The organism is Rhodovulum steppense (assembly GCF_004339675.1).
Classification (GTDB): Bacteria; Pseudomonadota; Alphaproteobacteria; order Rhodobacterales; family Rhodobacteraceae; genus Rhodovulum; species Rhodovulum steppense.
Map to the genome: position 1 here is coordinate 97,768 of NZ_SLVM01000010.1, position 24,952 is coordinate 122,719.

Annotated in this window: 38 protein-coding genes and 1 other RNA gene; 4 read left to right on the forward strand and 35 right to left on the reverse strand. The window is 67.7% G+C overall.

The window, feature by feature from the left end; all coding sequences use genetic code 11:
- The 35 genes from EV216_RS08600 to EV216_RS08765 form a co-directional block, all read right to left on the reverse strand.
- Positions 1–249, reverse strand: a complete 249-nt coding sequence (locus tag EV216_RS08600; RefSeq protein WP_132694654.1) for an Acb2/Tad1 domain-containing protein — start codon at positions 247–249, stop codon at positions 1–3.
- Entirely contained in the window at positions 246–413 is a 168-nt protein-coding gene (locus EV216_RS18255; protein ID WP_165899206.1) for a hypothetical protein, read from the reverse strand. The genes EV216_RS08600 and EV216_RS18255 overlap by 4 nt, the downstream gene beginning before the upstream one ends.
- A gap of 66 nt (positions 414–479) precedes the next feature.
- The gene (locus EV216_RS08605; protein ID WP_132694655.1) at positions 480–776 is read right to left on the reverse strand and encodes a hypothetical protein; all 297 of its coding nucleotides are present in this window, start codon (positions 774–776) and stop codon (positions 480–482) included.
- A gap of 2 nt (positions 777–778) precedes the next feature.
- Positions 779–1,735, reverse strand: a complete 957-nt coding sequence (locus EV216_RS08610) for a major capsid protein (protein WP_132694656.1) — start codon at positions 1,733–1,735, stop codon at positions 779–781.
- Positions 1,736–1,749: 14 nt separating this feature from the next.
- Complete coding sequence (locus tag EV216_RS08615) at positions 1,750–2,091, reverse strand: capsid cement protein (protein ID WP_132694657.1); 342 nt, start codon at positions 2,089–2,091, stop codon at positions 1,750–1,752.
- A gap of 12 nt (positions 2,092–2,103) precedes the next feature.
- Positions 2,104–3,228 carry a hypothetical protein gene (locus EV216_RS08620; RefSeq protein ID WP_132694658.1) on the reverse strand — a complete coding sequence of 375 codons (1,125 nt, stop codon included), beginning with the start codon at positions 3,226–3,228 and terminating at the stop codon, positions 2,104–2,106.
- A 280-nt stretch (positions 3,229–3,508) separates the two neighbouring features.
- Positions 3,509–4,024 carry a phage virion morphogenesis protein gene (locus EV216_RS08625; RefSeq protein ID WP_132694659.1) on the reverse strand — a complete coding sequence of 172 codons (516 nt, stop codon included), beginning with the start codon at positions 4,022–4,024 and terminating at the stop codon, positions 3,509–3,511.
- Between the two features lie 103 nt (positions 4,025–4,127).
- Positions 4,128–7,034 (reverse strand): phage portal protein family protein, encoded by a 2,907-nt coding sequence (locus tag EV216_RS08630; protein WP_132694660.1) that lies wholly within the window; start codon positions 7,032–7,034, stop codon positions 4,128–4,130.
- Positions 7,031–8,698, reverse strand: a complete 1,668-nt coding sequence (gene terL, locus EV216_RS08635) for a phage terminase large subunit (RefSeq protein ID WP_132694661.1) — start codon at positions 8,696–8,698, stop codon at positions 7,031–7,033. Before terL ends, EV216_RS08630 begins: the two co-directional genes overlap by 4 nt.
- Entirely contained in the window at positions 8,695–9,195 is a 501-nt protein-coding gene (locus EV216_RS08640; protein WP_132694662.1) for a DUF1804 family protein, read from the reverse strand. The genes terL and EV216_RS08640 overlap by 4 nt, the downstream gene beginning before the upstream one ends.
- Positions 9,182–9,427: a hypothetical protein gene (locus tag EV216_RS08645; protein ID WP_132694663.1), complete on the reverse strand. Its 246-nt coding sequence runs from the start codon at positions 9,425–9,427 to the stop codon at positions 9,182–9,184. Before EV216_RS08645 ends, EV216_RS08640 begins: the two co-directional genes overlap by 14 nt.
- Entirely contained in the window at positions 9,424–9,942 is a 519-nt protein-coding gene (locus EV216_RS08650; RefSeq protein WP_132694664.1) for a hypothetical protein, read from the reverse strand. Before EV216_RS08650 ends, EV216_RS08645 begins: the two co-directional genes overlap by 4 nt.
- Entirely contained in the window at positions 9,942–10,886 is a 945-nt protein-coding gene (locus EV216_RS08655) for a glycoside hydrolase family protein (protein ID WP_132694665.1), read from the reverse strand. Before EV216_RS08655 ends, EV216_RS08650 begins: the two co-directional genes overlap by 1 nt.
- Positions 10,887–10,971: 85 nt before the next feature.
- On the reverse strand, positions 10,972–11,364 hold the full coding sequence (locus EV216_RS08660) for a helix-turn-helix domain-containing protein (RefSeq protein WP_132694666.1): 393 nt from the start codon (positions 11,362–11,364) through the stop codon (positions 10,972–10,974).
- Positions 11,361–11,996, reverse strand: coding sequence for a methyltransferase (locus EV216_RS08665; RefSeq protein ID WP_132694667.1), 636 nt, complete (start codon positions 11,994–11,996; stop codon positions 11,361–11,363). The genes EV216_RS08660 and EV216_RS08665 overlap by 4 nt, the downstream gene beginning before the upstream one ends.
- Positions 11,996–12,247, reverse strand: coding sequence for a hypothetical protein (locus EV216_RS08670; RefSeq protein WP_132694668.1), 252 nt, complete (start codon positions 12,245–12,247; stop codon positions 11,996–11,998). Before EV216_RS08670 ends, EV216_RS08665 begins: the two co-directional genes overlap by 1 nt.
- Positions 12,244–12,702, reverse strand: coding sequence for a regulatory protein GemA (locus EV216_RS08675; RefSeq protein ID WP_132694669.1), 459 nt, complete (start codon positions 12,700–12,702; stop codon positions 12,244–12,246). Before EV216_RS08675 ends, EV216_RS08670 begins: the two co-directional genes overlap by 4 nt.
- The gene (locus EV216_RS08680; RefSeq protein WP_132694670.1) at positions 12,699–12,986 is read right to left on the reverse strand and encodes a helix-turn-helix domain-containing protein; all 288 of its coding nucleotides are present in this window, start codon (positions 12,984–12,986) and stop codon (positions 12,699–12,701) included. Before EV216_RS08680 ends, EV216_RS08675 begins: the two co-directional genes overlap by 4 nt.
- A gap of 3 nt (positions 12,987–12,989) precedes the next feature.
- Positions 12,990–13,220: a hypothetical protein gene (locus EV216_RS08685; protein ID WP_132694671.1), complete on the reverse strand. Its 231-nt coding sequence runs from the start codon at positions 13,218–13,220 to the stop codon at positions 12,990–12,992.
- A gap of 1 nt (position 13,221) precedes the next feature.
- Positions 13,222–13,443 (reverse strand): hypothetical protein, encoded by a 222-nt coding sequence (locus EV216_RS08690; protein WP_132694672.1) that lies wholly within the window; start codon positions 13,441–13,443, stop codon positions 13,222–13,224.
- Positions 13,436–13,939 (reverse strand): hypothetical protein, encoded by a 504-nt coding sequence (locus EV216_RS08695; RefSeq protein ID WP_132694673.1) that lies wholly within the window; start codon positions 13,937–13,939, stop codon positions 13,436–13,438. Before EV216_RS08695 ends, EV216_RS08690 begins: the two co-directional genes overlap by 8 nt.
- A gap of 7 nt (positions 13,940–13,946) precedes the next feature.
- Positions 13,947–14,024, reverse strand: an RNA gene (locus EV216_RS08700) — hammerhead ribozyme type II.
- Positions 14,024–14,293 carry an HU family DNA-binding protein gene (locus EV216_RS08705; RefSeq protein ID WP_243642024.1) on the reverse strand — a complete coding sequence of 90 codons (270 nt, stop codon included), beginning with the start codon at positions 14,291–14,293 and terminating at the stop codon, positions 14,024–14,026. The genes EV216_RS08700 and EV216_RS08705 overlap by 1 nt, the downstream gene beginning before the upstream one ends.
- Positions 14,281–14,955: a hypothetical protein gene (locus EV216_RS08710; protein ID WP_132694674.1), complete on the reverse strand. Its 675-nt coding sequence runs from the start codon at positions 14,953–14,955 to the stop codon at positions 14,281–14,283. Before EV216_RS08710 ends, EV216_RS08705 begins: the two co-directional genes overlap by 13 nt.
- 10 nt (positions 14,956–14,965) lie before the next feature.
- Positions 14,966–15,625, reverse strand: a complete 660-nt coding sequence (locus EV216_RS08715) for a DUF3164 family protein (protein WP_207893988.1) — start codon at positions 15,623–15,625, stop codon at positions 14,966–14,968.
- The gene (locus EV216_RS08720) at positions 15,622–16,038 is read right to left on the reverse strand and encodes a helix-turn-helix domain-containing protein (RefSeq protein ID WP_207893989.1); all 417 of its coding nucleotides are present in this window, start codon (positions 16,036–16,038) and stop codon (positions 15,622–15,624) included. Before EV216_RS08720 ends, EV216_RS08715 begins: the two co-directional genes overlap by 4 nt.
- Positions 16,023–16,607: a helix-turn-helix domain-containing protein gene (locus EV216_RS08725; RefSeq protein ID WP_132694675.1), complete on the reverse strand. Its 585-nt coding sequence runs from the start codon at positions 16,605–16,607 to the stop codon at positions 16,023–16,025. The genes EV216_RS08720 and EV216_RS08725 overlap by 16 nt, the downstream gene beginning before the upstream one ends.
- Positions 16,604–17,377 (reverse strand): AAA family ATPase, encoded by a 774-nt coding sequence (locus tag EV216_RS08730; protein WP_132694676.1) that lies wholly within the window; start codon positions 17,375–17,377, stop codon positions 16,604–16,606. The genes EV216_RS08725 and EV216_RS08730 overlap by 4 nt, the downstream gene beginning before the upstream one ends.
- A 34-nt stretch (positions 17,378–17,411) precedes the next feature.
- A complete protein-coding gene (locus tag EV216_RS08735) occupies positions 17,412–19,694 on the reverse strand; it encodes a Mu transposase C-terminal domain-containing protein (RefSeq protein WP_132694677.1) in 2,283 nt (760 codons plus the stop codon).
- Complete coding sequence (locus EV216_RS08740) at positions 19,691–20,158, reverse strand: helix-turn-helix domain-containing protein (RefSeq protein WP_243642025.1); 468 nt, start codon at positions 20,156–20,158, stop codon at positions 19,691–19,693. Before EV216_RS08740 ends, EV216_RS08735 begins: the two co-directional genes overlap by 4 nt.
- Positions 20,158–21,000 (reverse strand): ParB/RepB/Spo0J family partition protein, encoded by an 843-nt coding sequence (locus EV216_RS08745; RefSeq protein ID WP_132694679.1) that lies wholly within the window; start codon positions 20,998–21,000, stop codon positions 20,158–20,160. Before EV216_RS08745 ends, EV216_RS08740 begins: the two co-directional genes overlap by 1 nt.
- A 137-nt stretch (positions 21,001–21,137) precedes the next feature.
- Complete coding sequence (locus EV216_RS08750) at positions 21,138–21,380, reverse strand: hypothetical protein (RefSeq protein WP_132694680.1); 243 nt, start codon at positions 21,378–21,380, stop codon at positions 21,138–21,140.
- Positions 21,377–21,673: a hypothetical protein gene (locus EV216_RS08755; RefSeq protein WP_132694681.1), complete on the reverse strand. Its 297-nt coding sequence runs from the start codon at positions 21,671–21,673 to the stop codon at positions 21,377–21,379. The genes EV216_RS08750 and EV216_RS08755 overlap by 4 nt, the downstream gene beginning before the upstream one ends.
- Positions 21,673–22,119, reverse strand: a complete 447-nt coding sequence (locus EV216_RS08760; RefSeq protein WP_132694682.1) for a helix-turn-helix domain-containing protein — start codon at positions 22,117–22,119, stop codon at positions 21,673–21,675. Before EV216_RS08760 ends, EV216_RS08755 begins: the two co-directional genes overlap by 1 nt.
- Complete coding sequence (locus EV216_RS08765) at positions 22,116–22,424, reverse strand: helix-turn-helix domain-containing protein (RefSeq protein WP_132694683.1); 309 nt, start codon at positions 22,422–22,424, stop codon at positions 22,116–22,118. The genes EV216_RS08760 and EV216_RS08765 overlap by 4 nt, the downstream gene beginning before the upstream one ends.
- 109 nt (positions 22,425–22,533) lie before the next feature.
- Here EV216_RS08765 and EV216_RS08770 point away from each other — a divergent pair, with 109 nt between their 5' ends.
- The 4 genes from EV216_RS08770 to EV216_RS08785 all read left to right on the forward strand — a co-directional run bounded on the left by EV216_RS08770 (position 22,534) and on the right by EV216_RS08785 (position 24,837).
- Positions 22,534–23,298, forward strand: coding sequence for a S24 family peptidase (locus EV216_RS08770; RefSeq protein WP_165899207.1), 765 nt, complete (start codon positions 22,534–22,536; stop codon positions 23,296–23,298).
- Between the two features lie 29 nt (positions 23,299–23,327).
- Complete coding sequence (locus tag EV216_RS08775) at positions 23,328–23,582, forward strand: hypothetical protein (RefSeq protein ID WP_132694685.1); 255 nt, start codon at positions 23,328–23,330, stop codon at positions 23,580–23,582.
- Between the two features lie 536 nt (positions 23,583–24,118).
- Positions 24,119–24,298 carry a hypothetical protein gene (locus EV216_RS08780; protein WP_132694686.1) on the forward strand — a complete coding sequence of 60 codons (180 nt, stop codon included), beginning with the start codon at positions 24,119–24,121 and terminating at the stop codon, positions 24,296–24,298.
- Entirely contained in the window at positions 24,295–24,837 is a 543-nt protein-coding gene (locus tag EV216_RS08785) for a hypothetical protein (protein WP_132694687.1), read from the forward strand. The genes EV216_RS08780 and EV216_RS08785 overlap by 4 nt, the downstream gene beginning before the upstream one ends.
- Positions 24,838–24,952 lie beyond the last annotated feature (115 nt).

Consider the following 24,952-nt stretch of genomic DNA (forward strand, 5'->3'; position numbering starts at 1 on the left):
TCAGGCCTCGTCCTCGGGCAGCGGGATGCGGCCGGGCTGGAACACCGCGCGGTTGACGGCCATGAAGCCCTGCTCGATCGCGGTGCGACCGATCGCGAGCCAGCGCTTGTCGGTCGCGGGATCGGCGGCGAGCGCGTCGAGCTGGCGCAACACGCGCTCTTCCAAGGTCTTGTTGACATTCACCGTCTCGACGGCATCGCCACTTTGGGGGCGGTAGCCCTGGACGGGCAGGCCGGCATGCTTGCTCATTGCAGGGCCACCTTTGCATCTTCGATTGCCGCTTCGGGGTCCTCGATGCCGAAATCCTCCCGCATGCCTTCTTCGACCTGCGCCCAGGCGCCTGTCACGCGAAGGTCGAAGCTTTCGAAAAACGCCAGAATGGCATTCGCCTGTTCTTCATTCAGAAGCTTCATCAGCTTGTACCTCGTCCTGTCTGGTCGGGATCCCGGGGGCGGCGGACCGCCCCCGGGCAGGAAGGGCTAGCCCTTCGTCGCCCGGGCCTTGCGGGGCCGGGATTTCGGTGCGGGGGAGGCCGCGGCCTCCCCCGCTGGCGCCGGTTCTTCGCCGGTCGCCTCAAGGCGCGGCTCGGCCCTGGCGCCTTGCGGCTCGGGGCTGTCTTCGCCGCCTCGCTGGGTATTCTGCTCGGGCGCCACCACGCCCGCCGCGCGCAGCTGCGCGGCGATCACGGGCGAGACCGTGATGACGTCAAGCGCGCGGTGGAGCTGGCCGTCGACCTTGGCCCGCCCGATCAGCGTGATGGAGACCCGCTCGGCCATCGTCACGCCGCCGGTCCGCCGGCACCCTGGAACAGGAACCCGCCCTCGGCGCCGGTCAGGTAGACCCGGCGCTCGACCTTGATCGGGTAGATCCAGCTGTCGTTCGAGCGCTCGAAATACGGCTGCTCGACCTGGGGATAGCCGCGCAGCTCGTAGGTATAGCCGTAGGACGGGACCTGGAACGTGTCGCCCGCTTCGGGGACATAGGCGAGGATCGCGTCGTCGCCCCAGACATCGGTCGCCAGCGTCGCGTCATCCGCAGTCTCGGGCAGCCAGACCGCCTTGCCGACGATCACGCGCTTGATGTCGAAATAGGCTGCCAGCATCTCGGCGGTGATGCTTTCCTTCGACGTGTACTTGAACTGCTCCTTGACGCTCGGATTGCGCTTGAGCCCGTTGAACGCCGTGGGGCCCAGAACCAGCGTGTTCGGATAGCGCCCGATCGAGCGGCGGATCGCCTCCTTGCCCTCGTCGATGTCTTCCGAGGGCACCGATGTGGGGCTCGTCCAGCGCGCGGAGCCCGCCAGCGGCAGCTTGTGGTTCGAATCGTAGTTCGCGGCGTTGCGGGCCAGTTGGGCGGCCTCGTATTCGTGGCCGAGATCGACGACGTCGAGCACCATGTTGACGGCACCCTGGCCCAGGTCGATGCCCGGCACGCTCATCGCCTCTTCCTGGTGCTCGATCGGCACCACGCCCTCCAGCGCATCCTGGATCAGCGCGACGGGGTCGGACGCATAGCCGTACTGGATGCGCTTCTTGTCGGCGCCGGGCGCGCGGCGGGTATTCAGCTTGCGGAAGCTCTCCTTGCCGAACTTGATGACCCGCATCGACCGGTTCGGGATCGTCACGCGCGGAAACAGCAGGTGCGAGATGAACTCGAGATTGCGGTAGCCGCGGGCGTGGGTCGACAGGATCGGATCGACGACCGCCGCGGTGCGCTGGTTGACGGGTTGGTTCATGACTGTGTCGCTCCTCAGCGGATCAGGATCTGGACGAGTTCCCCGTCCGCAGCGGCGGTCAGGGCGGTGGCGAAGATGTTGGCGGCACCGGCACCGGCGACCTTGACGCCCCCTCCGGCGGCCGACACGAGTTTCGCGCCCGGCGTGATCGGCCCCGAGGCGGTCACGGTCTCGAAGCCGATGGCGGTCAGCGCCACGTCCAGGCCGATCTCGGTTGCGGGGTTCTGGGCCACACCCTTGACGGGTTGATCCTCGAGAACGATCGGGGCGTCGTTGAACCCGACCAGATCGCCGGCCGCGACCAGGGCGGATGCCGTGGCGGTCAGCGACAGGATGGAATGATAGGTGCGCAGCATGGGGGCCTCCGGTCAGGAAACGGCGCGCACGGCGTCCATATACGCCGTGCCGGGGTTGGCGCGCTGGAAGGTCAGCGCCTTGTGGTGCAGCTCGAGTCCGGCGGGATCGACGGGCTTGCCGTCGGCCGCGAAGCTGGCCCCGTCGCTCTGGCCCGCCTCCGGCAGGTCGAGCGCGCCGAAGCTCACCACCTTGGGCTGCTCGGCCAGGACCTGGCGGATCGCGGCGGCGGGAGTGATCGCCTCCCCGGCGGCAAAGCTGACGGAGGTCTCGGCCGGGAGCGCGTCCAGGATCGCGACGACCTTGTCCTTCGAGGCCGGCAACAGGCGGCCTTCGGTCACCAGGCCCTCGGCGAAGGCGACGTTGTCGGCATGCGCAAGGTCGCGCTCGCGCGCCTTCAGCTGCTCCTCGCGGGCGGTCAGGGTGGCTTCGCGCTCGGCGAAGGCGGGATCGGGCTGCTGGCTCACAGCGGGCTCCTTCTTCTGGTCAGGGGGGACGGCCGGGGTGTCGGGGGCGGCGACCACGGGCTTGTCGCCCGGATCGGCGGAGATGCTTTCCAGCCATTCGAGCCGATAGGCCGGGAGCGCCTTGTCCGCATCCTCCAGGCCGAACTTCTCGATCAGGAAGTCGCGCAGACCGCGCAGGATGCCCGCGGCCTCGTCCCCGGCGCGGCAGGCGAATTCGCCGGTGAAGGTCGCGGCCTCGTCGGCCGGGATCGCGAACTTCACGTTGCGCAACCCCGGCACGGCCGGCGCGGCGCCGCCCAGGAACCCCACGTGTTTCGGGTACCAGGTGCCAGGCACCGGGTTCGCCGGATGGTCGGGCCGGAAGAAGCTGAGCGACACCTTCTTGTAGCGCCCGGCCCTCACGGCGTCCGAGAACGCGGGGTCGATCTCGTCGGCCTCGGCAAAAAGCCGGCCCTCGGTCGCGTCGTACTCGAACGCCTTGATCCATCCGAAGGCCGGGGCGTCGGTCGCGGGGTGGCCGACGACGATGGGCGCGGGCGCCGTCTCGGGGTCGTAGGCGTCGGCCACGGCCTTCAGATCGGCGGCGGAATAGGTCAGCGCATCGCCCTGCATCGGCGTGAAGGTGCCGGGGCGGAAGACTTCGATGCGCGCGGTTCGGGCGGCAGGGGCCATCAGGGTCCATCCAGGTGGTTGCTGGGTGGCACCATGGCGCAGCCCGGAAACGCAAAAGACCGGACGTTTGTCCGGCCCCTCCTGGTCTCCCGATGGTCAGAGCATGCGCCGTATCGGCCTGCCGCTCAAGCGCGGAATGCGGCCATGCGGCACCGATGCCGCCGGATCGGTGCGGAGCGCGATTCTAACGGGGGGTTAACGGCCCTCCACGGGTTTCGACGGGCGTCGGGACGCCCGGACCATCCCGGGGCCTCTCCGGCCCGCTCAGCGAGGGCGCTCATCAGCCGCGCAACCAGGCGTCGGCCAGCTCGATGATCGCCTCCTCGTCCTCGGCCGAGAGACCGAGATAGGGACGCGCGGGAATCGTGATCGTGTAGGCGCGGACCGAGACATTCTCGCGCCCGAACAGGCGGCCCGTGCGCGCCTCCCGCCGGATCGTGCCGCCGAGCTGATGGATGGCCCCATAGGGCATGGGCGTGCCCACCGTCACGCCCTCGGCCGAAGGGCGCGCGTTCAGCGAGTTGTAGAGGGTCTGGCCGAAGCCGTTGCGGCGCAGCTTGGTGATGGGCACCTGGCCGCGCCGGATGCGCTGGCGGATGGTCGAGGGGGCGTGCGCCGCCCAGGGCGTGCCGTCCGGCGCGGACTCGGACGCGAAGTTGCGCTGCGTCGACTGTACGATCTCCTCGCCAACCTGCTTGTAGAACCCGGCGGGATTGTCCATCCGCTCGACCAGGGTGCGCAGCCGCTCCTGCGCCTCCAGGTCGTCGATCGTGACGGCCATCGTGACGCCGGTCATTGAAAACCCCCGCTGAAACGCCTACATTCTCTGTGTCCGGGAACCCGAAGAGCGGTGATGCTCCTGCAAGGGACCCGGCATGACGGTCGGATCACCCCGGCCGTCATTTTCGTTTCCAGAGCAGCTTGCCGCCGCGGCGCCGGTCCCAGAGCCTGAGCGACGGGCGGCCCTTCGCATCCGTCGTGTCGTAGGCCGTCACCGCGTCCCAGAGTTTGGTCCCGGCCTCGAACACCACCATCAGCCCGTGCGTTCCGTCCGTGCGGAAGTAACGGCGATCGACGACAACATCGACGATCGCGCCGGTATTGTTGTCCCGCTTGGCAATGACACCCATCCAGATCTCGTCGGGCTCGAGCAGGGTCTCGGCGAACCAGAGCATGAAGCGGCCCCGGCTCCGCTTGTCGCCCTTGAACCAGCCGGTGCGGCTATCGCGGAACAACTCGTCCGAGACGGGCATCCGGCCGCCCGCCTGGTCGACATGCAGCACCGCGCGCCCCGGCTCGGCGCCGAACATCTCCAGGAAGGCCGCGATCATCCCGTCGGGATCGAGATCGCCGTCCAGAAGCGGCCCATCGAAAGGCCGCGCCGCAGCCAGGAGCTCGTCCAGCGGATCGGGCGTGTCGATCAGGGCCAGCTGCCGACCCGCCGCCACACCGCCCGCCTCCTCGATCAGCGCCGACGGCACGAGGCCCCGTTCCCACCGGTCGCCCGGCATGTAGTCCCAGCCCGCGCCGATGCCCTGCGGCTTCATCACCATCTGGCCCGTGGCCTTGTCGATGACCGGAACGGTGGCATCCATCGGCGCGGTGTCCGGCCCGGTCTTGCCGAGCTTGCGCAGGTCGCGCTCCGACAATGGCCGGACCCCGCAGCTGCACAGCCAGTCATTGGGCGGGAAATGGGTGTCCCACCAGGGATCGTCCCACCTCAGGACCAGTCCGTGCCAGGCCAGATGCTGCGGGCGCGGCTCGGCGGGAATGCGGCTGTCACCGTGGACGTACTGCCAATAGGGGCGCAGCCGGACCATGTCGGGATCGCGCAGTTGCGCCAGCCGGCCCGCCATGAAGCTGGTGCGCACGTTCGTCTCCAGGATCGTGCGGATGCGCCAGTTCCGTTCGCCGCGATACTCCCAGCCGTATTTCGCCGCGATCCGGTCGAAGTCCTGACCGAACTGCTCGATCGAGCGGCCGTTCCGTTGGTAGTCGAGAATGGCCTCCTGGAAATCCTCCAGCATCGCCATGTCGGTCGCCCCCGCGATCACGAATTTCCGGTCGTGGACGCCGCGCAGCGCGTCGGTCCAGGATTTCGTGGGAGCGGGCCGTTTCTGGCGCTGGAACGCGATCTGCTCGCGAAACGCCTGCGGCGCGACCTCGATCGCATTGTCGGCCACCTCGCCGCCGAGATCCCGGAACACGGTCTCGCGCCCCTCGTACATCGCCAGCTCCATCGCCTCGCCCAGCGGCCGGGCCAGCGCATCCGGCGTCCAGCGCGCGCCGAGCTCGAGCAGGGATCGGGCCGCGGCCTCGACGTCGGGCGCGTCGGCGATGGCCTGGCGGATCGCAGCCAGCCGCCGTGCGAAATGCGGTCGGACGGCCTCGGTCAGCTGGTCGCGGACCCGTTCGGCCGGCCCCGGCCCGGCGGCAAGGCAGACATGGTCAGGGACTTTTTTTTTAGGCGGGGCGGCAAAGGCGGGATCACCCGGCACGGTCGGAGCCGCGGGAGGTGCGACCGTCGCCCGGATGACCACCAGGGCGTTGATCTCGTCCTCCGACAGATCGGGCACGACACCCGATGCCACCACGAATGCCCGGGCGGCCTCATCGTCCTCGATCGACGCGGCCAGCGACAGGACCTCGCGCAGGGCCGCCGTCGCGGCGGACGCGGCCTCGGCCTGGGCGCGGCGCGTGTCGGCCTTCTCGCGCTCGCTTTCGGGGCGGACGCGCCAGACGCTGGGCACGCCCGCGCCCGGCAGGTTGTAGTCCACGATCCAGGTCACGAGCTGCTCGCGCAGCGTGTCGGACAACAGGTCGCCGTCTCCGTCGACAAGCATCGCCAGCATGTCGGCATGCGTCTCGGACGCCGCGCGCGATCCTGTATCGCCGATATCGGTGGTCAGCGTCTCGCCGGTCACGCAGATCGAAATCTGCTTGTCCCAATACGTCAGGAAATCCTGGTAGGTGACCGATCCGGACCGCGCCGCCTCGAGGAACCTGACGCCCGTGCCCACCGGCACGACCACGGCCGAAGACGTCCGGATGTCCCTCAGCGTGCCCAGGAGCTTTCGCTGCTCTTCGGTCATCGTGCCATAGGGCGTCTCGCCGACGACCGTGGGGCCTGCGAACTTCTCGGCGAAGTGCAGCCAGAACGCGACGCCCTCGCGCTTGAACAGCACCGGCCAGAACAGCCGCGTTCCCAGTCCCAGGCCATAGGGGTTGTTCCCCTGCACACCATGTCGATGCACGATGAACTTGCGCTCGGGCAGATCGATGCCCTCGCGCATGTTCGACCAGGTCAGAAGCCGCGGCCGCCACTGCTCGTCGAACGCAAATCGGCGCTGATCATGCGTCACGATGCGCTCGGGCAAGATGCGCGAGCCCTGACGGGCCCAGACGATCTCCGAGACGGCGAAGCCCTTCAGCGTCGCGTCGAGCAGGTCTTCGCATACCCGGTCGAATGGCAGCGCCTTGAGCGCGCCGCGCACCAGCTCGGCCGCCTCGACGTCGCGCGGTGCGTCCGAGGCCGGCTCGACGACCCATTCGCGGGCGGTCAGCACCTTCTTGCGCTTCTGGAGCATCGCCCAGGCATGGGTATCTCGCTCGATCTCGTCATAGATCTTCAGTCCCTTGCCGCCGCCGCGCTGGATCAGCGTGTCGTCGGCGTGCTGCAGCACCCCCGAGTAGAAGGGGATCGTGATGTCGTTGCGGGCATTCGCGATCAGCGTGCGGGACTCGGCCGGAAGGTTCCGGCGCCCGGGTTCGGCGAAGGATGCGCTGCGGCGACGTCGTCTGCTCATAGCCTGTAGCCCTCCAAGCCGTCGATATGGTCGGATGCGGCGGTCATTACGCCGCCGCCGATACCGGCGCCCCCGCCCCCGGCAAAGTGCAAAGCGTTCTGCCAGAGCATGTCCAGGCAGTCCGGTCCGTCATCGTGATCTGCGTTCGGCCATTGTTGCAGCTGGTCGATCAGGGTGGTGTGCGCGGGATGGAACCGGATCAGGCCGGCGGCCACCGGCGGCTGCAACCGCTCGATCCGCAGGTTCTTGTCGGCCGAGGGCGTGATCGGCACGGCCGACAGGCCAACGCCTTGCTTCGCCGCCTCGGTCATCAGCGAGGTGCGCAGGAACTCCTGGAACTGCACCGCCTCGACGAACCACAGCAGCGCGCGGTACTCGCGCTGCAGCGCGATCGTGTCGGCGATGATGACGTCGGGCAGCCGGCGGCGGATCGAGGCCTCGACCACGTCCATCCGGCCCGTCAGCCGGTCGAATCCGCCGATCAGGATCGCGGACGGGTCGCGCACCGTTCGTGCCTTGCCGCCCGCCTTGCCCAGCGAGGGGTCGATCGCCCCGAAATAGATCAGGTCGGGCAGCCTGTTGGTCCAGAAGACCAGCTTGCCGAACGGGTTGCCGTCCGAGATGGGCTTGTTCTGGTACTCGGTCTGGAAGGCGTCGTGGCTCGCCGCGCGTTCCAGCATCAGGAACAGCAGCGGCTGGATCGAGGGCCAGTTGACCACGGCGCCGGCATCCATCTCGGCCCTGTGCGCGGCATGGAAGGCGCGCGCGGCGGCCTCGCCCTCATTGGTGAAGACCTCCTCGAACTGGTCCCACAGGTCCATCCGGTCCGGCCATTTCACGATGGCCTGGAACTCGGTCACCCGCCAGACCGGTGATTTCGCGGCGCGCACCAGCACGGCGTCGAAATGCAGGACCGTCCCGACCCAGACCACGTCCATCGACCCGTCCGGCGGGCCGACCTTCAGCGCCGCCCGTTCGACCCAGCGCTGCAGCTTCTGACGCTGCTCGGGCGAACGGACGCCCTCGTCGTTCTCCAGGTCGTCCAGGAACATCAGGTCCGGCCGATGGGGGCCGTGGCGCCGGCCACGGATCTTCTGGCCTGCGCCCAGCCCCTCGACGCGCACGTTGCCGCGGGTGACGATCTCGCCCTCGCGCCAGACCCGCCCCTCGCCGCAGGCCTCGCGGAAATCGTATTGCAGGCGCGGGTTCGTGGTCAGCTCCGCCTTGATCGCCTCGATCAGCAGCGCGGCCTGGGCGTAGACGTCGCAGACCTCAAGTATGTAGCGCTTCAGCCCGCGCACGATGCAGTAGAGCGCGAAGCCGAGCGAGAGATGGGTCGATTTCGACGAACCGCGCGGCGCGATGAACAGATCCCTGACGCCTGCCTCGGACGCAAGTATCTCGGGCACCCGCGCGAAGATGTGCTCGTGAAACAGGCTCGGCTCGCCCTTCACGTAATGCGGCAGGTAGGTTTCCATGAAGAACCGGAATCCGGCCGCGGGATCGGCCACGCGCGCCAGCCGCGCCGCCCGGGCATCGGGATCGGCCGGGAAGGCATCGACGGAAAGCTCGATCCAGCGCGCGAACTCGTCCGCCATGGTGGCGAGCGAGTCCCGGAAGTCCCGGGCCGAGACGGCGGCCTTCAGCTGGGGGCGCTTGCTCATGACGAATAGAGGCCGGTCAGGCGTTCCCCGAACGGCTCGATGATCTCGAGGATCGCGGCGGCGTGCTGCGGGAAGTGCTGACGCACGAAGTCCAGAAGGTGGTGCATCACGTTCTGGGCGACCCCGAGCTCCGAGATCTTCGGCGCGAGCTTGCCGGCAGAGGCGGTCATCTTGGTCATCGCGTCCGCCAGCGCGACCAGGTGCCGGACCTTCTGGTCCATCGGCAATTCGCCGTTCTTGATCTCGTCCAGCAGCGACTGGGCCATGATCATGAAGTCCTCGAGCACCGAGGACACGACCGTCTCGATCCCTTCGCCCGCGATGATCGAGGCCGACCGCGCCAGGTCCCAGTCATCACCGGCGGCCTTGGCGGTCTTCTTCCAGCGGCCGAAAGTGGCCTGGTTGATCCCGTAGGCGGTGGCGATCGTGGCCCCCGTCATCCGGCGATAGACATAGTCCGACCTGGCCTTGCGGCGGGTATCGTCACTGGCCGCCATTCAGGCCCCCATTGATGATGAACGCCATGATCCCGCCAAGGATCGCCGTCAGGACGATCCAGACGACCTTGCTGGTCGACGACTGGATGCGGTCGAGCGAGGTCTGGATGTGCTTGAACCGCTCCTCGCCGACCGCACGGTCGACCTCGAGCTTGGCGACCCGGGGTTCGAGCACGTTCAGACGCTGGTGAGCGGCTTCGTCCCGCGTGGCCTGGGCATGGAAATCGCTCACTTCGAGGCACCCTTCCCGAAACTGGCGGCAATCGCCTTGCCGGTATGGCCGCCCATGTAGAGCGTCAGGTACGACACGGTCAGACCCAGCAGGACCTCGAACGGGGCGGTCGGGATCGCGGTCTTCCAGATCGCGTTCGCGACATGCGCGCCCTGGATGTTCCACCACCACAGATAGGCCAGCAGGTACATCCAGAACGGACGCCACAGCCAGCGCAGCCAGTGCCCCTCGTCCTCGCGCGCGAGCATCGCGGCCTTCGCCTCCAGCTCGGCGGTGTAGAGTGCCAGCAGTTCCGGGCTTGCGCTCTCGACGGCCAGGATCGCATCCGAGACGCGATCAGGCTGATAGGTTGCCAGCTGCTCCACCTCGTCGTAGCGCACCCCGGCTTGACGGGCGATGGCAGCGACAACGTGCTCCGCAAGTTCGGCATTCGCGGCGCCAATCCGGCGTTCGAGGATCTTGCGCACGACGGGCGCGCCCACCTGGGCGGCTATGGAAACCAGGGCAGCGCTCATCAGATACTCCGAAGCTTGGCGGCGATGCGCGGGAAACGGCGATCGAGCCGTGCGGCCAGCGCATCACGATAGGTCCAGGCGAGCCAGGCCAGCCAGATCGCGCCGAGGCCGAGGATGATGGGCTCGATCCACGGTGCAGCGCTCAGCGCGTCGGCCAGCCCGGCGGGCGCGGCCTCGGGCAGCTCGCGGGCGGCAGTGACACCCCCGGCCGAACCGCCCGCACCGACGACGCCCGCCTGGACCTTGACCCGCGCATCCAGCGCGCGCTGCAGCGCCGAAAGCGTGGCCCGCCCGATGATGCCGTCGACCGTCAGGCCGTAGCGGCGCTGGAACTCGCGGGCCGTGGTGGCCAGCACGCCGTGGGCATTCGTTCCGGGATCGAATCCCAGCGAGGCGAAGCCCTTGCGGATTTCGGCGATCTCGGCCTCGCTGACCGGGACCGCGAAGCGCGCAAGGCCATCCGCCCGCACGGGCACCGTCGCCACGCGGTCGATGCCCGCGTAGCGACCGTAGGCGAGCATCTCGAATTCCTCCGCGCGGCGCAGCACGAGGCCCGGCAAGACCTTGCCACCGCCTTTTCGCCATTCCCCCAGCGCCGCCCGGATCTCCGATACCGGCGCCTTCACGCGCCAGCGCTTGACCCACGTCGCCCGCCCGATCGCCCCGGTGTTGAAATGGAACGACACGCCCGCATCGAACTCGTGTTGCTTCGCCCCCGGCATGGCGGCCCCGACGGCGGGCTCGTAGTTCCGCATGAGTGCCAGCGCCAGCAACCGGTTGGCCTCCGTGCGGGTGATGACCATGCCCGCCTTCGGCACGACGACGCCCGAGGCGGCGGTCAGGCCTGCGCCGATGGTCCATTTGCCGGCCGGGCAGCGATAGGCCCGCAGGGCGACACCCTCATGGCCTTCGAGGAACGCGCGTCCCTGTTCACTGGTCTGCATTGGTCGGCCCCGGGCAATGGTGTTTCCCGAGGGATGCCCGCTCGCCATGGTTGCCTAGTCCGGACATCTGTCCGGCCTGCGCGGTCTAGTCGTGGAAAAGATCAGGCTGGTCGGGGTTTCGGGCGGTCCGCCCGTTCGCCACGCGCCGCACGTGGCGCTGCGAAATCCCCAGGCGGCGGGCGATCTGGGCCCGGCTCAGGCCTTGGCCCTCCAGCGCGCCCACCTGGTGGCGCACCGCGCGGGCCCGGGCATGGGGCACATAGATCATGCCGCCGCCCAGGAACCTGCATAGCGCAAACCCGTCCTCTTCACCAAGCGCCTTGATGATCGGGTGATCCGGAGGCGGGGATTTGGGGAATTTCACCTCCTGCCCGCCACAGACCTCGATCAGCCGCAGCGCGACCCGCAGGCCGAGCGTCTCGGCCACGTCGATCAGCGACTCCGGCAGGCCGTCGGTGGAGGCGGGGGCGCGGGTCATTGGAGGCCGGGATCCTCCGGATAGTCGCCCGGAGCCTCGAGGCGCTTCCGGCAGGGCGCGACCCAGCCGAAGCGGGTGCCCCAATTCGGGTCGAAATCGTGTGTCCAGATGACCCAGCAATAGGCGGTCGCCGTGCTGCCATCGGGCGACAGCCGCCCCTTGTGCATCACGACGCGCTCGCTGAACTGAAGGATGTAGGCGGGCGGGTGCGGCTTGAAGAGCCGGTCGTGACGGCCCACCCCCTCCAGAAAGGCGGAGCGGACCAGCATCGCCACGCCCTGAAGGCTGGTCTCCAGCGCCCGCTCGATGAACGCCTCGGCGAGGCGGAAGGGCGGGTTGGTGATCGTCCAGTCGGCGGGCGGCAGCTTCTCCATCCCGATGAAGTCGAACACCGGGAAGCCCGCCCCGTAATCGTGGACGTCGCTGGCCTCCACCTGCCGGAAGTATTCCTGCAGCGGACGGACCATGTGGCCCCGGTTCGCCGCCGGTTCGCGGCAGGTATCCATGACCGCCCAGGTGCGCAGCCAGTTGCACAGCGCCCGGGTCGCCCAGGGCGGCGTCGGGAAATCGTCCAGTGCATCCTTCGGCTCGCGCCGCTGCTGCATGACCGCGCTGCTGGTATTCTGGGCCATCAATAGTCCCTCCCGACGAGCTCGACGCAGGACAGCGGGACGATGGCGACCTTTACCCTCGGCTCACCCTGCTTGTTCCAGTCGCCGCCGTCCTGGTAGCGCACCTTCACCGAGCGCTTCCGCGGATAGATCGCAGTCACCACACCTGCATGGGTCAGCCGCCCGCAATCGACATGCCGGAACTCGACCCGATCGAACATTTCGACTGCGTAGGTCTCGTCGTCGCAATAAAAGAGGGGCGTGGCGCTCACATCTCCCTCCGTTCGTTGGCAGCGTCCGCCCCCCCGGCCTTGCCGCGGGCTTCCATCTTCTTCAGCGCCTCGATGATGGGGCTGGCCTGGGCGTAGGACAGCAAGTCCGGATCGACCGCGACCCCGTCATGGCCATGCGCCACGAACCGCTTGCAGAAGGCCCGGAGCGCCTCGCGTGAACCGTTCTCGATCACGCCCAGCCGGTGGCACGACGCCCAGAGCGCGTGGATCATCCGGCAATACGGCTTCGACGAGGCCGGCCGGGTCTTCGCCCGCTTGCCGGGCCGCACCTTGAACCCGAGCGTCTTCAGGGCGTCAATTACGTCCCGTTTCTGACGCTCGTCCATCGCGCGCAGCGAGGACTGCCCGGTGACGCGCACCAGCAGCGCCCGGTAATCGTCCTCCTCGAGGCCCAGCTCGGCCCGCGCGATGTTGATGATCGCGTTGGCGTTCATGGGGTGTCCCTCCCCAGAAGAAGGAAATCGAGGCTGACGCCAGCCTCGATCGCAACCTTCACGGCCGCCTCGTAAGGCACGCTTTTGCGGCTGATCCACGTCGAAACGGTATTCTTGCTCAGGCCGAGATGCTCGGCGAGACTGGTGTCAGTAAGGATGTTCAGGGCTTGCTTCATGCGGATGACAACCGCTGCCGCTGATGTGTCGCCGGTCTCGGTCGCGGACCATTCAGAGCGGGACTTCGCATTTCCGTCCGAAGCCAAGATCATGATGAACATCGCCATGGCTCACGCGCTCCTGCGCTTCGCCGGGACGTCCCGGTAGATGGTCCGGTACATCAGCCGCCGCACCGTTGCGTAGCTGGCGATCGGGATGTCCGTGCCCTCGGCGGCCTTGCACGCCCGGCGCCAGCAGGCGGCCAGGGACAGCTGCTCCGGGCTCATGTAGTGCAGGCGCACCATGTCCAGGAACCGCGGATCGCAGGCATCTCCGGGGCGCGGCTTGATGGTCGTGGCCATCTCAATCCCTCCTCTGGATCGGTGAAAACGGGCTTCGGTCCGGCCGGGGCGCATCGGGCGGGATCGGCACGACGCCGAGGCAGACCAGCGTCAGCGCCATCGCCTCGATCTCGCGGCTGGTGACGCGGATCAGGCCCAGGGGGCCGCGCGCGTCGATCTTGCCGACGGCGCGGGCCGCGGCTTCCAGCATCTCGGCTTCGGTCCAGGGGGCGGGGTCAGTCACGGGCGCACCTCGCGCAATGCTCCGAAGAGGTAAGGGACGGGGTGAACGGGCGGTGGCAGATCGCGCATTCGATCTGGCCGGCCTCGGCCGCCCGCCGCTGCACCATCCGGCATTCCTGCGCCCATTTCCCGCGCAGCACCTGCATCGCAACCCCCATCGACAGGGCCACGTCCGACAACTTCTCGCCCTGCTGGATCCGCAGGAAGGCGCGCTGAAAGTCCTCGTCGGTGGGTTCATCCGCCGCGTCGGCCGGGGCCAAATCCGCCAGGGGCGCGACCACGGCCGGCAGGGTTTCGTGGGCCGGATCGGCCGGGGCCTCCGCAGGCTCAGGCGCCGGTGCCGGGTCGGCCGCGGCAGCGCGCCCTCCGGCTTCGTCGAGCAGGAACGACAGCACCCTCTGGGCGATGTCCTCGTCGGCAAATGTCGCCACGACGGCGGGCCGCAGCTCGACGATCTCTGTCTGGCCGTCAGGCCGCGTTCGAAGCGAATACGTCATCTTGACCTCCTGGCTGCTCGTCAGGGCCGGGCCACCACGCCCGGCCGACCGCCGCCCGGGGGATGCCCGGACGGCAGTTTCGCATCAGGTCGCGGGGCGGGCCGGCTTGAAGACCAGCTTGCGGGTCTCGGGGATCTGGATCGGCTCCCCGGTCATCGGATTGCGCCCGGTGCGCGCGGCGCGGGCCTTGACCTGGAACCGGCCGAAGCCGGGGATGCTGACGGTGTCGCCCGCCACGGCATGCGTTTTCACCGCGGCGAACAGCATCTCGATCGCCTCGGTCGCAGCCTGACGCGTCAGGCCGGTTAGTTCAGACAGTTCGCGCGCAAGGTCGGTCTTGTTCACAGTGCCCATCGGTCGTTCTCCTTTCGGGTCAGGCGGGCTGCACCATGGCAGTCCCGCGGGTGGTCTTCGGCGGGCAGCCGAAGCAGTCCTTCGCGCGCAAAGGAGCGCGCATGACCGAGCCAGACCTCTCGCGCGACGCGCCAGTTCTGGCCCACTGGCAGTTCGTCGATGATGGCAAGTGCCCGCTCGATCCGCTCGGCATCGTCGGGGTGCTCCAGGACCGGGCTGGCGCCGAAGAAGATCGCCATCTCGGCCTGAAGCGCGATCCGATCCGCCTGGACGATCTCCGCCGCGCGCGGACGCGGCGCGACGGCCCACGCGGCGCCGATCACGCGGTCCACGCGCGCCTTCGCCCGGTCGATGCACTCGCGCACGGTGGCGCCCGCATAGGGCAGGCCGTGCTCGGCGATGAAGGCCACCGCGGGCGAGGTCATGTCGCCCAGGATCGCCTCGTGCGCGTCGTGCAAGAGCGCCCAGGCCTTCTGTTCCGGCGCATCGACCAGGCGTGCGACCAGAACCGAATGTGCCGCCACCGACCAGGGCTCGGGCGTGCGGCCCGAGAAGCGGTTGATCTTGGCCAGCGCATCGGCGACCCGCCACGCGCTGACATCGCGCGGGGACAGCGCCGTCAGGTCGATCAGGCCATCCGCGGTCTGAAAGGGGACGCCCATCCCGCCCCCCTCACAGCGACGCGATGTTGAGCACGATCTGCTCCATCCGGCCCGTGCGCTCCTCGCGCTCGTAGAACCGGATGTAGGTCGCGCTGCCATCGACCCGGATCGCATCCGAGATCGCGGTCATCGCCTTGTCCCATTTCGGGTCGGGCTTGCCCTCGGCCGTCTTCATTTCGAGCTTCCTGAGGCCCAGCACGCGGCCCGTGTCGATGCGGCCCTGCTTGTTGACCTGGAAGGCGTGCTCGACGAGCGCGCGGATATTGGCGTTTCCGCCTTCCGCCCAGTCCTCGATGCACTCGTCGATCAGGGCCTTGGCCGCCTGCAGCTCGGGGCCGAAGCTGATCCGCTTGCTGACCGCGACCTCGACCTCGAGGCTGCCGTCGAAGCTGCGGAAGGTGACGTTGCCCTGCGGCCCGCCGACGCGCGCGCCGTATTTCTCGAAGATCAGGTCCTTGGCGGCCATCACCTCGGACAGAGACGATTCCTTGAAGGCTGCGAGCGCGCTGCGCATGGACTTCGCGCCGCCGGTCAGGCGGCGGACCAGCTCATCCTTCATCTGGTCGGCCTCGCTGATACGCGAGAGCGGCACGTAGCGCCCTTCGCTGTCCATCCACATCGGGTCGGCGGCAAGGGCCTCCGGCCTTGTCTGTTCCGGGTTCTCGGTCATGCGCTGGATCTCCTGTTGGCATGGATCGAAGGGGGCGCGCAGGCAGGGTCAGCCTGCGCGGCGAACGGGTTCATCGGACAGGCCCGGCAGGCCGCCCAGTGACGCAGGCGCTCGGGGTTCGAGGTCGACATCGGCGCCGAGGCGTGGGCGCGGCACTCCTCGGCCGGGATGCCCTGGCGCAGGAACGGGCAGAGCACCCGGTTGCGGTACAGCGCGGTGACCTTTGCGCCGTATTTCGCGGTCACCTTGTCGATCCGGGCCGGATAGGTCCCCGCCAGCAGCATCGACAGCGACGGGCGTGCCATGCCGATTTCGCGCGCGACCTCGGCGATGCTGCGGCCCTTGTCGATCTCGGCGCGCAGCAGCTCGATCCATTCCGGATCCGGAATCTCGATCATCAGACGGGGCTGCACGGAACATCCTTTCCGGTGTTGTGATCGTGGACAGCGCGGCGCACATCGCTCCAGACCGGCGCGCGCGGGCCGGTGTCCCGGACCAGCTGAAACCGCAGGAACCCGTTCGATCCCGGCGCGTGGCCGGGCTCGCGCGCCAGCTGACGCAGGTAGCCCGCCTGGACCAGCGCCCGGAAATACCGCGTCAGGTTGTCGACCGGGTCGCCCTCGTCGCCCCGGGCCGCGACCATCGCGATCTCGCGGATGGTGAACTGCCTCTTGATGCGCATCGCGGCCCAGGCCCGCTGACGGATCGTGTCCCGCCAGGGCGCCTTCGGCTTGCGGTGCGGCCCGCGCGGGCCGCTCACGATGCGCACGGCGTTCCGCGCGGCGAACCGGCCGCTGTCGGTCAGCTGGAAACATCCCCGCTCCAGGCGCTCGACATAGCCCCGCTCGATCAGTCCGGCCGCCGCCGCGCTCACCTGCCGATGGCTCAGGCCCAGCTGACCGGCGATCTCGTCGATCATCAGGCAGGCCTCGCCCAGGTGATGCAGCAGCCGGGTCTGGTTGGTGAACGCCTCGTCGCTCATTGCGGGCGCCCCGGAACAAGGATCGGCTGGCTGGACTTCCGGTCATTGATAAGGTGCTGCCCGGCCATTTCGCGGAGGCTCAGCCCGTCGGCGCCGGCGGGCGGGTTGCGCAACCCGAACCGCTCGATCGCCACGATCGCCTCGCGGATTTCCCGGTTGAACCCGCGCGTCGCCTGGGTCACGAACCCGGCCAGGTCCGGCGCGACCGGCACCTCGCACTGCGCCGCAAGAAAGGCCTGAACATCCTCCAGCTCCGCCGGCTCGAAGCGGACATAGCGGCTGATCCGCGATGCCGTCTGCGGATAGCGGGTCAGGTTGTCCCGGATGCGGCCCATGCCGACAAGGATGAACGGGACGCCCGACAGGTCCGCCAGATCCCTGACGGTATCGACCAGCTTGCCCTTGCCCGAGACGTAATCGGCCTCGTCGATCACGACGGCAAACTGGCGGTCGGCGATCGCCGCGGCCTGCGCGCGTTCTCCCAGAGCGGCGAGGCAGGCCTTGAACCGTGCCTCGTAACCGTGGGGCGCGTTCACCCGCGCCTCGGCCAGCAGCTCGCCCAGCAACCAGTACGAAGTCCACTCGGTCTTGGCGCGCAGGTAGACGCCGCCGCTGGTCGTGGCCCACCGCATCAGGATCGTGGTCTTGCCGAGGCCCGGCAGGCCGTCCACCACGATCAGCCGGCATTCCTCGGCCCCGCGCGCATCGAGCGCGCTCAGCCCCTCCATGAAGCGGGCGTAATTCCTTGTTTCAACGAAGACGGGTCTCATGTATGCTCCTTCCTCTCTACTGCTCGTCAGGGCTTCAGGCGGCGGACCTGAGCAGGTCGTCCAACGTGTCCAGGTCCACGCCTGCAAGTCTCAGAACCTCCCTCCCGGAATGACGTCCCATCAGCTCGCGCAGCAGCCGCGCCCGGCCGGGCGTCAGCTGCGAGGGATCGGCGATGCACTGGCACGCCAGCTCCGCATCGGGATTGGTGTATCGGGCGCCCGCTGCGGCGGCCGGGGGCGGGGCATCGTCCACGACCCGCAGCGCACTGGGCTGGACGACAGGATCGATCTCGGCCACGGGACGGATGACCTCGTCCATGGTGAAGGGCGCGTTCAGCTGCTCCTCGATCGCGGCCGTCTTCTTGCCGATACGGCGCAATTGCGCCTTCACGCGGGTTTCCTCGGCCGCGCGCTGCGCCGTCAGCGGCACATAGCGCTCCTTGTTGCCGCCGAAGGTCGCCACGCAGATCAGCGGCCCGGGCAGGCCCGTTTCGGCGTCGAATTCGCGCACCCAGACCCGGTCGGCCTGGTGGAAATCGTAGCCCACCAGGACCTTCTCGCCGTGATAGCGCTCCAGGTCCTGGTGGAAATACGTGTTGGTGTTCCACTCGACCAAAGCGCGCCGGGTGATCCGCTCCTCGTAGGGCCGGAACAGGTCGTCGCGCTCGTCCTCGGCGACGGTGACCGGCTGCCACCCGGCGGCGGCATGGGCCGCCCAGGCCTCGTTGGGGCTCATGGTCCGGCGCCGCATCCCGGCCTCCGGGTCCTCGAACACGGGCAGCGCCGAATGCGGGCGGGCGTTGTACTCCTCGACCGCCTGCCGGCACATCGCCAGGAAGGCGTCCCAGTCCATCAACACGCGCGACCGGCCGACCTCGGCGATCTCGCGACGTGTCCGCTTGTGGACGGCCTTCGCGGCCTCCTTGTCCATGTCCGCGCCGATATAGGTGGGCAGCCGCTTGGCAAGCGGGTTCCAGACCGTGCCGTTGAACCGCTCGATCAGCCCCTTGGCCTGGCTGTTATAGGGCAGGGCATGCATCTTCGTGATGCCGAGCCGGGCCATCAAGCCGCCGCAATCGGCGTCAAAGGTCTTGTTCTTGTAGCCCGGGCCGCGGTCCGTGTAGAAGATCGCCGGAATGCCGTGATCGAGGCAGGCGTTGCGCAAGGCCTCGGTCACCGCGATCACGTTCTCCTTGCGCGACACGGCGAAGCCCACGCATTTCCGCGTCGCCACGTCCAGGATCGAGGTGATCTCGGGCTTCATCGGCCGACCGCTGACCGGATCGGCCACCTCGGCGTCGAACGTCTTGCCGTCCGCTGTATAGACCGTCGTCGGCCACATGCCCTCGGTCGTGCGCTGGACATAGGCCATGCGCGATTTCAGCGTCAGCAATCCCTCGCGGCCGACGCTCTTCTCCAGCGACGAGAGCTTCTTGAGCGCGCCCCGCACCTGGTCGATGGTCAACCCCATCGCCGGGTCGGTGACCGTGCCCATATAGGCGGCCAGCGCCTCGGTGGCCGACGGCTTGGCCGGCATGGCATAGATCCTCATGAACCCGTCCCAGCCCGGCGGCAGTGCAGCCGACGCGCGCGTCGGCGCCGGGGCCAGCGCCGGTGCCCCGCCCTCGTCCCAGGCCTTGAACCAGGTGTAGATCGTCCGCCGCGCGATCGGCCCACGGCCCCGCGGCCGGTTGTTCGCCGCCTCGACCACCTCGGGCCGCAGATCGAACCCCCCCGCCGCGGTCAGCACCAGCGGCTCGGCCAGCGCGCGCAGATCGCTGTCCGTCAGAACCGCGCCGCGGTCGCGCCGCCGCTCGATTTCCTGACGCTGCCGATACGCCGCCTGCGCCTCCAGGAACCGCGCGATGCCCCAGGCCCGGTCCTCGCCCATCGAGATCGCATACCCCTCGATCGACATCACGACCTCGGCCCGCGCCTCCATCACGCGCCGGGCCTTGGCGCTCGCCCCCGCCGCCTTGATCGCGGCGATCCGGCGCCGCTCGGATGCCGCCGCCTGCAGATGCGCGGCCGTCCGCAGCGCCCGCTTGTCCAGGTGATGCACCGCGACCTGCATCCGCTCGGGCAGCAGGCTGAAATGATACTCCATGCCGCCGCCGCCTGCGCGGCCCGGCCGCTTCCGCGCGACCGTGGCCGGCATGTCGTTCCATCCTTCGCGCTCGGCCAGCTTTTGAAAGCCCCGCTCGCTGGTCGGAAACGACGTCAGCCCGCGCGCCTTCGCCAGATCGGCCAACTCGCGCGCGGTGAACCAGACCTTCACCTCGCCCGCGCCCGTCAGAACCAGATCCCGGCCGCTCATCGCCGTGCCCTCCGCCGCGCCGCCAGCGCCTGGCGCCGCGCGGCCACTTCCTGCTCGTGCTCGAACAGCAGCTGCTCCTCGATCAGGTCCGCATACTCGGCCTCGATCACCGTCAGGCCGAACTCGCCCGGCACGAACCCCAGCGCCTCGCGCGCGCCGGTCGCGTGAACCAGGCCGATGAACGCATCCAGCGGGATGCGGTGATCCTCCGAACCCTCGGAAGACCACTTGTTCAGCATCGATTCCGACACAGGCCTGCCAAGGAAGTCAGAAATGCGCCGCGCCACCTCGGTCCGGCTCAGGCCCTTGTCCTCCCGCGCATCCCGCAGCGCATGGGACACGATCCGCGCGATCTTGTTGTCCAGCCGCCCGCGCCCGATGACGTCGGCGCTGTACCCGACGCCCACCTTCGGCGGCTCCCAGGAGAACAGATCCTTTGTCAGCGGGTCGCGGTGCCGGGACATCAGAACCGCCCCTGCCGCTTCAGCGAGGCGATCACCCGCTCCTCATGCGCCGCGATCAGCCGGTCGAAATCCGGGTCCGGCAGCGCCTTGAACCGCTCCGACAACTGGCCGAACCGCTTCTCCTCGACGCTCGGCGCGACCCCGTCAGCCATGAGCTCCAGCGCCTGCGCCACATTGCCCGCGCGCCCCTCCAGGATCAGCGCCAGAACCGCCGCCTGCCGCGCGGCCGTCAGCTCCGACAGCGCCTTCAACTCGGTCTGCTTGTCCGCCAGGTCGGTCCCCGCCAGACGCGCGCGCGAGTCGGGCGTCAGGCCGGTCCAGATCCTGACGGCCAGCCGGATGCTGCGGTCGGAAAGCCCGACCTTTTCGGCAACGGCCTTGGCAAACCCGAAGACCTCGGCGGGGGCGTCAGGATCAAGTGGCAAACTTTGCCGCTTGATCTTCTCGGACTTCCGATCTCCGCCATGCTTCGCCTCCGGATGCACCCGCTCATAGACCTGCTTCAGCTCGTAGAGGTGATGGCACCGGTCCAGCGCGATCAGCTCGCCCCGGCCAAGGTTCTCCATCACCTCTTCCAGCCGCGCTTCATCGTCCGTTTCGGCCGCGGAAACCCGCGCCGGGATCGCGGCCTCGCCATTCATCTCGAAGGCGCGCAGCCGGTGCAGCCCGGCGACCAGCTCATAGCCATCGCCCGCTTCGCGCACCGTGATCGGGTGCTGCAGCCCCTGCGCGGCGATGATGCCCGCCAGCGCCTGCGCATTCTCTTCGGAATAGGTCCTTGCCCGGTTCTCCGGCACCGCGATCTGGGCCAGCGGGATCGTCAGATAGGTCGTGTCGCTCATGATTGCCTGTAGGTCTCGTGTTGCTCGTCGGTGATGCCCCGGCCGGGGCGGGTGCGAGGGGGTATCCCCGGCCGGGGCGACCCGCGGACGTCAATCGCCGCGCGGGCCTCCTGCCTTCCGTGAGTGGGGGCAGGTGTTCACAACCGGCCCTCAAGGGACCGCATCGCGCGATCGGCAAAGGCCAGTTTCTCCAGGCTGTCGGCGGTGGTCGTCGCGGCCAGCGCGCAGCGGCGCAGTTGCAGGATGCTGACGGGCATGCCCGCGCCCAGGACCATCTCGGTCGCCAGCGCCAGCCGCTGCGGCTCGGTCAGGCCTGCAACCGCCACCCGCGCTGCATCCAGCAACGGGTTCGGCAAGGGGGTCGGAAGAACGCCGTTCATGCCGCGCCCCCCGCGCACCGGGCGCGCAGGGCGTCGTGCAGGTCGAGCAAACCCTCGATCAGGTCGAACCCGCCCGCCGTCACGCCGGCATGGGCCAGCTTGGCCACCGCGGCCGACGCCTCTTCGGCCCGCTCGCTCAGCCGGACCAGCGTGCCGATATAGGAGTCGCTGTCGTCTTCCTGCAGCATCAGCGCGCCCAACTGGTCGCTCAGCCGCTGCGACGCCTCGGCCGCTTCCCGGAATGCGGCCAACCATTCCCGGAACACCGGGTCGATCACGGTCACGCCGCCCATCACCAGCACCCCCCGCACATCGCCAGCCCGGTGCCATAGGCGACCCACAGCCCCGCGGTGAACAGCACGGCCAGCGCCACGCCGCCCGCGACATCGCCGAAGCCCAGCCCCGCCCCGGCCGAGGCCAGCGTCGCCAGGACGCCCGTGTCGGCAGGCAACGAGGAAGGGGCAGCCTGCCGGCAGGTCTGCGCCTGGGGCTGCGGCTGGGGCTCTCCGGTGACAAGCCAGCTCAGATCGGCACCCGTCACCTCACAGATTTCAACCAGAGACGAAGCCCGCGGTTCGGTCTTGTCACTGACCCAGTCCGAAAGCGTCCGGCGCGAAACGCCTGAAAGCCGTTCGGCCAGGACGTTCAAACCGCCGATATGATCTGCGGCCGCCCTGATCCGCTGCCCCAATCCGCTCTTGTCAGCGCCCGCCTGCGCCCTGGACGAAACCCCGCTCATGCGCAGCGCCTCTTGTCAGCGCCCGCGGCATCCTTTTCCCTTTCGACGGGCGGGTATTTCGCGGTATCGAGGATCCGAGGTTTGTTCTTGGGATAGCGGTCGGGCCACAGCTGCTCGGGCTTCAGGTCCAGGAAGTCGGCAATCGCCTTCTGGGCCTTGTAGTTGCAGTGGGAGTTGACCTTGCGGCACATCGACGGGTCCAGGCCCGCGCGCGTCGCCAATGCGGTCAGCGTCATGCCCCGGCGGTGCAGCTCGGCCTTGATGCCGTGCCAGTCCAGCACCGGGGCCGGTTTCTTCTGTTCCATGAAGCCTCCTTCAGGGGGCGGGTGCGTCACCACCCGCCTTTTGTTGGGTCTGTGGTCACAATGGCGTGCCGTGCGAGCGGTGCGCCGTAGGGAAAGGTTTACTCCTTTTATGGAGGTGAGCAAGTCTAAAATGGAGGGATCAGAGGAAACGACTTCTGATATGGAGGCCGCGCGACTGCGTGAGCGCATCGCTGCACTGATTCAGGCGGGCGGCGGCGTCGCTGTCATGCACAAGAAGTCGGGCGTACCCACTGGAACGCTTGAGAAATATGCCGCTTGCACCTCCACCCCATCGTTCTTGAACGCCGTCAGGCTTGCGGCGGCCGCCGATGTTCCACTTGATCGAATTGCGTTCGGCGAAGGGAGTATTGTCGCTGGAGAGTCCTTGAAACGCCTACGGGAGCGCCTGGATGCCGGGCCGTGGCTTTCCAAATCAGGAGGTACGTCGGACGCTCGTTCCAACTTCATCCACCTGCCGCTGTTCGATATCCACGCCTCGGCGGGCCTCGGCATGCCCGTGGGGCCAGAGGTGCAGTTGGGCGCGCTGGCCCTCGACCGCGCCTTCCTGCGGGCCCAGGGCGCCAACCCCGACCGCTGCTCGGTCATCGCGGCCTCGGGCGATTCGATGGAACCCTCGATCCCGAACGGGGCGCTGCTGGTCGTCGATCATGGTCAGACCGAGATTCGGCATGGCCACATCATGGTCGTCAACGTGGGCGAGGATCTGCTGGTCAAGCGCATCCGCCGCCGCCTCGACGGCCTGGTCGAGCTGATCTCCGACAACCCCGCCTATCCCCCCGAAACCATCGGCCGCGACATGATCGACCAGCTCCGCATCGTCGGCCGCGTGGTCTATTACTGCAGGACGCCATGACCGTGGCGCACGAACCGAAAGGAGATATCATGAGATGGATTGTACTCGCCTGTGCCTGTACCGCACTGTCGGGCTGCGCTGCGGGCAAGCCCGTAGTCGCCGCCTACAATGGCGATAGCGTCTCGATCCAGCAGTTCGCATACTGGGCCCAGGCGGCACCCTCTGAAGAGACCGCCGCAGAGGCTGCACGCATCTGCGCCAAAGGCAGCAAGAAACGGGCGGAATACGCGTCATCGCGCCAGCTCCCAGGCTACATTACCGAGCACCTCTATCTCTGCCTGTAGTCGACTATGCCGGTGATGCAGTCCCGGGCGTCAGGACCGCCCGGCTAAGGCCCGTTTCTGACGCGCGATCCGCAAACACCCTGTTCGGACCTCGTCCAACTCCGGCTTGTTCGGGACACATCTGCTAACCTGTTGGTGGACCGCGGTTTTCGCCAAGGTGGGAACCTTTTGCACGAGGTCCGAACTCGGTTCGGACCTTGGCGTCTGCGGATCGCGCGTCCTGGCCCGCGCCGAACGCACCGCCGTCCGCGTTTTCCCCTTATGTCACAACGCCTTGCAGTATGCGTGGTTTCTGCCGCTCGAATGCAAGTTCCTGCGCGATCAATGCGCGATTTCGGCCCCGTTTTGCATGCTCATTTGCAGACGCGCGCCGTCACCGCCGGGCTGTGTTTTCCTTTGCTCCCAGTGCCTTGGGTGCTCTTCCCCCTTTTCTGCGTCCGTGCAAAAGGTAAGACCCCCCTACAGATCCCATCGCAACCGATCTGCTTGATGACAGACACGTTGTGAATGCAGGCAAACAGTGCTCTTGTAAGAGCATGGAAGCACTGGAAAATCTACTTCAACTTCCTTACCAGACACTCGCGATCTTGATCGCGGGATACCTTTCCTATCGTCTTGCCTACACGGGCCGCGACACGACTCACCGCACGCTGGACACGCTGGCGATAGCGCTGGTGTTTGCATTCGTGGCGCAGGCGGCGTCAGCAGGTCTGTGATCCTATATGGTCGCCACTTTCCGGTTCCCGCGGGTGGCGAGATACAACTGTCCGTTGTATACAGCATAAGCCTCCTTGGCATTATTGCTGCGCTTCTCTCTGCTGCAGCATGGCGGAAATTCAACAACAGAGCACTGCCTTGGATTCTTAGGAAACTGAGGATTTCGTCCGCTGATCGAAATCGGGCCGCATGGGAAAGTGTGATTGCCAATGAAGACTCTGGCCCATCCTCAATCACAGTTGTGAAAAAGGATGGCGCGAAGCTGATGTCAGAAAGGCTTGCAGATTTTGAGAATGCGCCATTCGGTCCAGCGATATTGGGCAGCGATGGCTCTGTTGCGATTTACGTCACTCATTTTAAGAACGTTGACAACGAGGACTGGGAAAGCAACGAAGTTGATTATGAAGACTGGGGGCCTGAAATCACGGTAGTTCCTGCATCTGAAATTTCAGAAATCCGAATCCGTCACAGCCGTAGACCTGCAATACTGAGGATGTGGGGCCGTAAGAAGACGGACAATAGCGCCAACGATACTTGATAGCCCGCGAAGTCACTTCTTAGGCTCAGGACTCGTTCTTGATCATAGCCAGAACAAGACGGTTGCGGCGAGCATGATCGCAGAGAAGAACGTTTCCGGGCACCGATCGTATCGT

Coding starts and splice junctions, on each gene's coding strand:
- EV216_RS08650 (WP_132694664.1), bottom strand. CDS start 9,942: ATGAGCGCTGCCCTGGTTTCCATAGCCGCCCAGGTGGGCGCGCCCGTC.
- EV216_RS08620 (WP_132694658.1), bottom strand. CDS start 3,228: ATGGCCCCTGCCGCCCGAACCGCGCGCATCGAAGTCTTCCGCCCCGGC.
- EV216_RS08740 (WP_243642025.1), bottom strand. CDS start 20,158: ATGTCCCGGCACCGCGACCCGCTGACAAAGGATCTGTTCTCCTGGGAG.
- EV216_RS08685 (WP_132694671.1), bottom strand. CDS start 13,220: ATGGCCACGACCATCAAGCCGCGCCCCGGAGATGCCTGCGATCCGCGG.
- EV216_RS08770 (WP_165899207.1), top strand. CDS start 22,534: ATGGAGGTGAGCAAGTCTAAAATGGAGGGATCAGAGGAAACGACTTCT.
- EV216_RS08755 (WP_132694681.1), bottom strand. CDS start 21,673: ATGGGCGGCGTGACCGTGATCGACCCGGTGTTCCGGGAATGGTTGGCC.
- EV216_RS08675 (WP_132694669.1), bottom strand. CDS start 12,702: ATGAACGCCAACGCGATCATCAACATCGCGCGGGCCGAGCTGGGCCTC.
- EV216_RS08760 (WP_132694682.1), bottom strand. CDS start 22,119: ATGAGCGGGGTTTCGTCCAGGGCGCAGGCGGGCGCTGACAAGAGCGGA.
- EV216_RS08605 (WP_132694655.1), bottom strand. CDS start 776: ATGGCCGAGCGGGTCTCCATCACGCTGATCGGGCGGGCCAAGGTCGAC.
- EV216_RS08715 (WP_207893988.1), bottom strand. CDS start 15,625: ATGACCGAGAACCCGGAACAGACAAGGCCGGAGGCCCTTGCCGCCGAC.
- EV216_RS08780 (WP_132694686.1), top strand. CDS start 24,119: ATGGAAGCACTGGAAAATCTACTTCAACTTCCTTACCAGACACTCGCG.
- EV216_RS08705 (WP_243642024.1), bottom strand. CDS start 14,293: ATGGGCACTGTGAACAAGACCGACCTTGCGCGCGAACTGTCTGAACTA.
- EV216_RS08610 (WP_132694656.1), bottom strand. CDS start 1,735: ATGAACCAACCCGTCAACCAGCGCACCGCGGCGGTCGTCGATCCGATC.
- EV216_RS08775 (WP_132694685.1), top strand. CDS start 23,328: ATGAGATGGATTGTACTCGCCTGTGCCTGTACCGCACTGTCGGGCTGC.
- EV216_RS08695 (WP_132694673.1), bottom strand. CDS start 13,939: ATGACGTATTCGCTTCGAACGCGGCCTGACGGCCAGACAGAGATCGTC.
- EV216_RS08600 (WP_132694654.1), bottom strand. CDS start 249: ATGAGCAAGCATGCCGGCCTGCCCGTCCAGGGCTACCGCCCCCAAAGT.
- EV216_RS08660 (WP_132694666.1), bottom strand. CDS start 11,364: ATGACCCGCGCCCCCGCCTCCACCGACGGCCTGCCGGAGTCGCTGATC.
- EV216_RS18255 (WP_165899206.1), bottom strand. CDS start 413: ATGAAGCTTCTGAATGAAGAACAGGCGAATGCCATTCTGGCGTTTTTC.
- EV216_RS08640 (WP_132694662.1), bottom strand. CDS start 9,195: ATGGCGGCCAGTGACGATACCCGCCGCAAGGCCAGGTCGGACTATGTC.
- EV216_RS08725 (WP_132694675.1), bottom strand. CDS start 16,607: ATGAGCGACGAGGCGTTCACCAACCAGACCCGGCTGCTGCATCACCTG.
- EV216_RS08680 (WP_132694670.1), bottom strand. CDS start 12,986: ATGGCGATGTTCATCATGATCTTGGCTTCGGACGGAAATGCGAAGTCC.
- terL (WP_132694661.1), bottom strand. CDS start 8,698: ATGAGCAAGCGCCCCCAGCTGAAGGCCGCCGTCTCGGCCCGGGACTTC.
- EV216_RS08625 (WP_132694659.1), bottom strand. CDS start 4,024: ATGACCGGCGTCACGATGGCCGTCACGATCGACGACCTGGAGGCGCAG.
- EV216_RS08710 (WP_132694674.1), bottom strand. CDS start 14,955: ATGGGCGTCCCCTTTCAGACCGCGGATGGCCTGATCGACCTGACGGCG.
- EV216_RS08745 (WP_132694679.1), bottom strand. CDS start 21,000: ATGAGCGACACGACCTATCTGACGATCCCGCTGGCCCAGATCGCGGTG.
- EV216_RS08735 (WP_132694677.1), bottom strand. CDS start 19,694: ATGAGCGGCCGGGATCTGGTTCTGACGGGCGCGGGCGAGGTGAAGGTC.
- EV216_RS08615 (WP_132694657.1), bottom strand. CDS start 2,091: ATGCTGCGCACCTATCATTCCATCCTGTCGCTGACCGCCACGGCATCC.
- EV216_RS08655 (WP_132694665.1), bottom strand. CDS start 10,886: ATGCAGACCAGTGAACAGGGACGCGCGTTCCTCGAAGGCCATGAGGGT.
- EV216_RS08730 (WP_132694676.1), bottom strand. CDS start 17,377: ATGAGACCCGTCTTCGTTGAAACAAGGAATTACGCCCGCTTCATGGAG.
- EV216_RS08630 (WP_132694660.1), bottom strand. CDS start 7,034: ATGAGCAGACGACGTCGCCGCAGCGCATCCTTCGCCGAACCCGGGCGC.
- EV216_RS08750 (WP_132694680.1), bottom strand. CDS start 21,380: ATGAACGGCGTTCTTCCGACCCCCTTGCCGAACCCGTTGCTGGATGCA.
- EV216_RS08665 (WP_132694667.1), bottom strand. CDS start 11,996: ATGGCCCAGAATACCAGCAGCGCGGTCATGCAGCAGCGGCGCGAGCCG.
- EV216_RS08765 (WP_132694683.1), bottom strand. CDS start 22,424: ATGGAACAGAAGAAACCGGCCCCGGTGCTGGACTGGCACGGCATCAAG.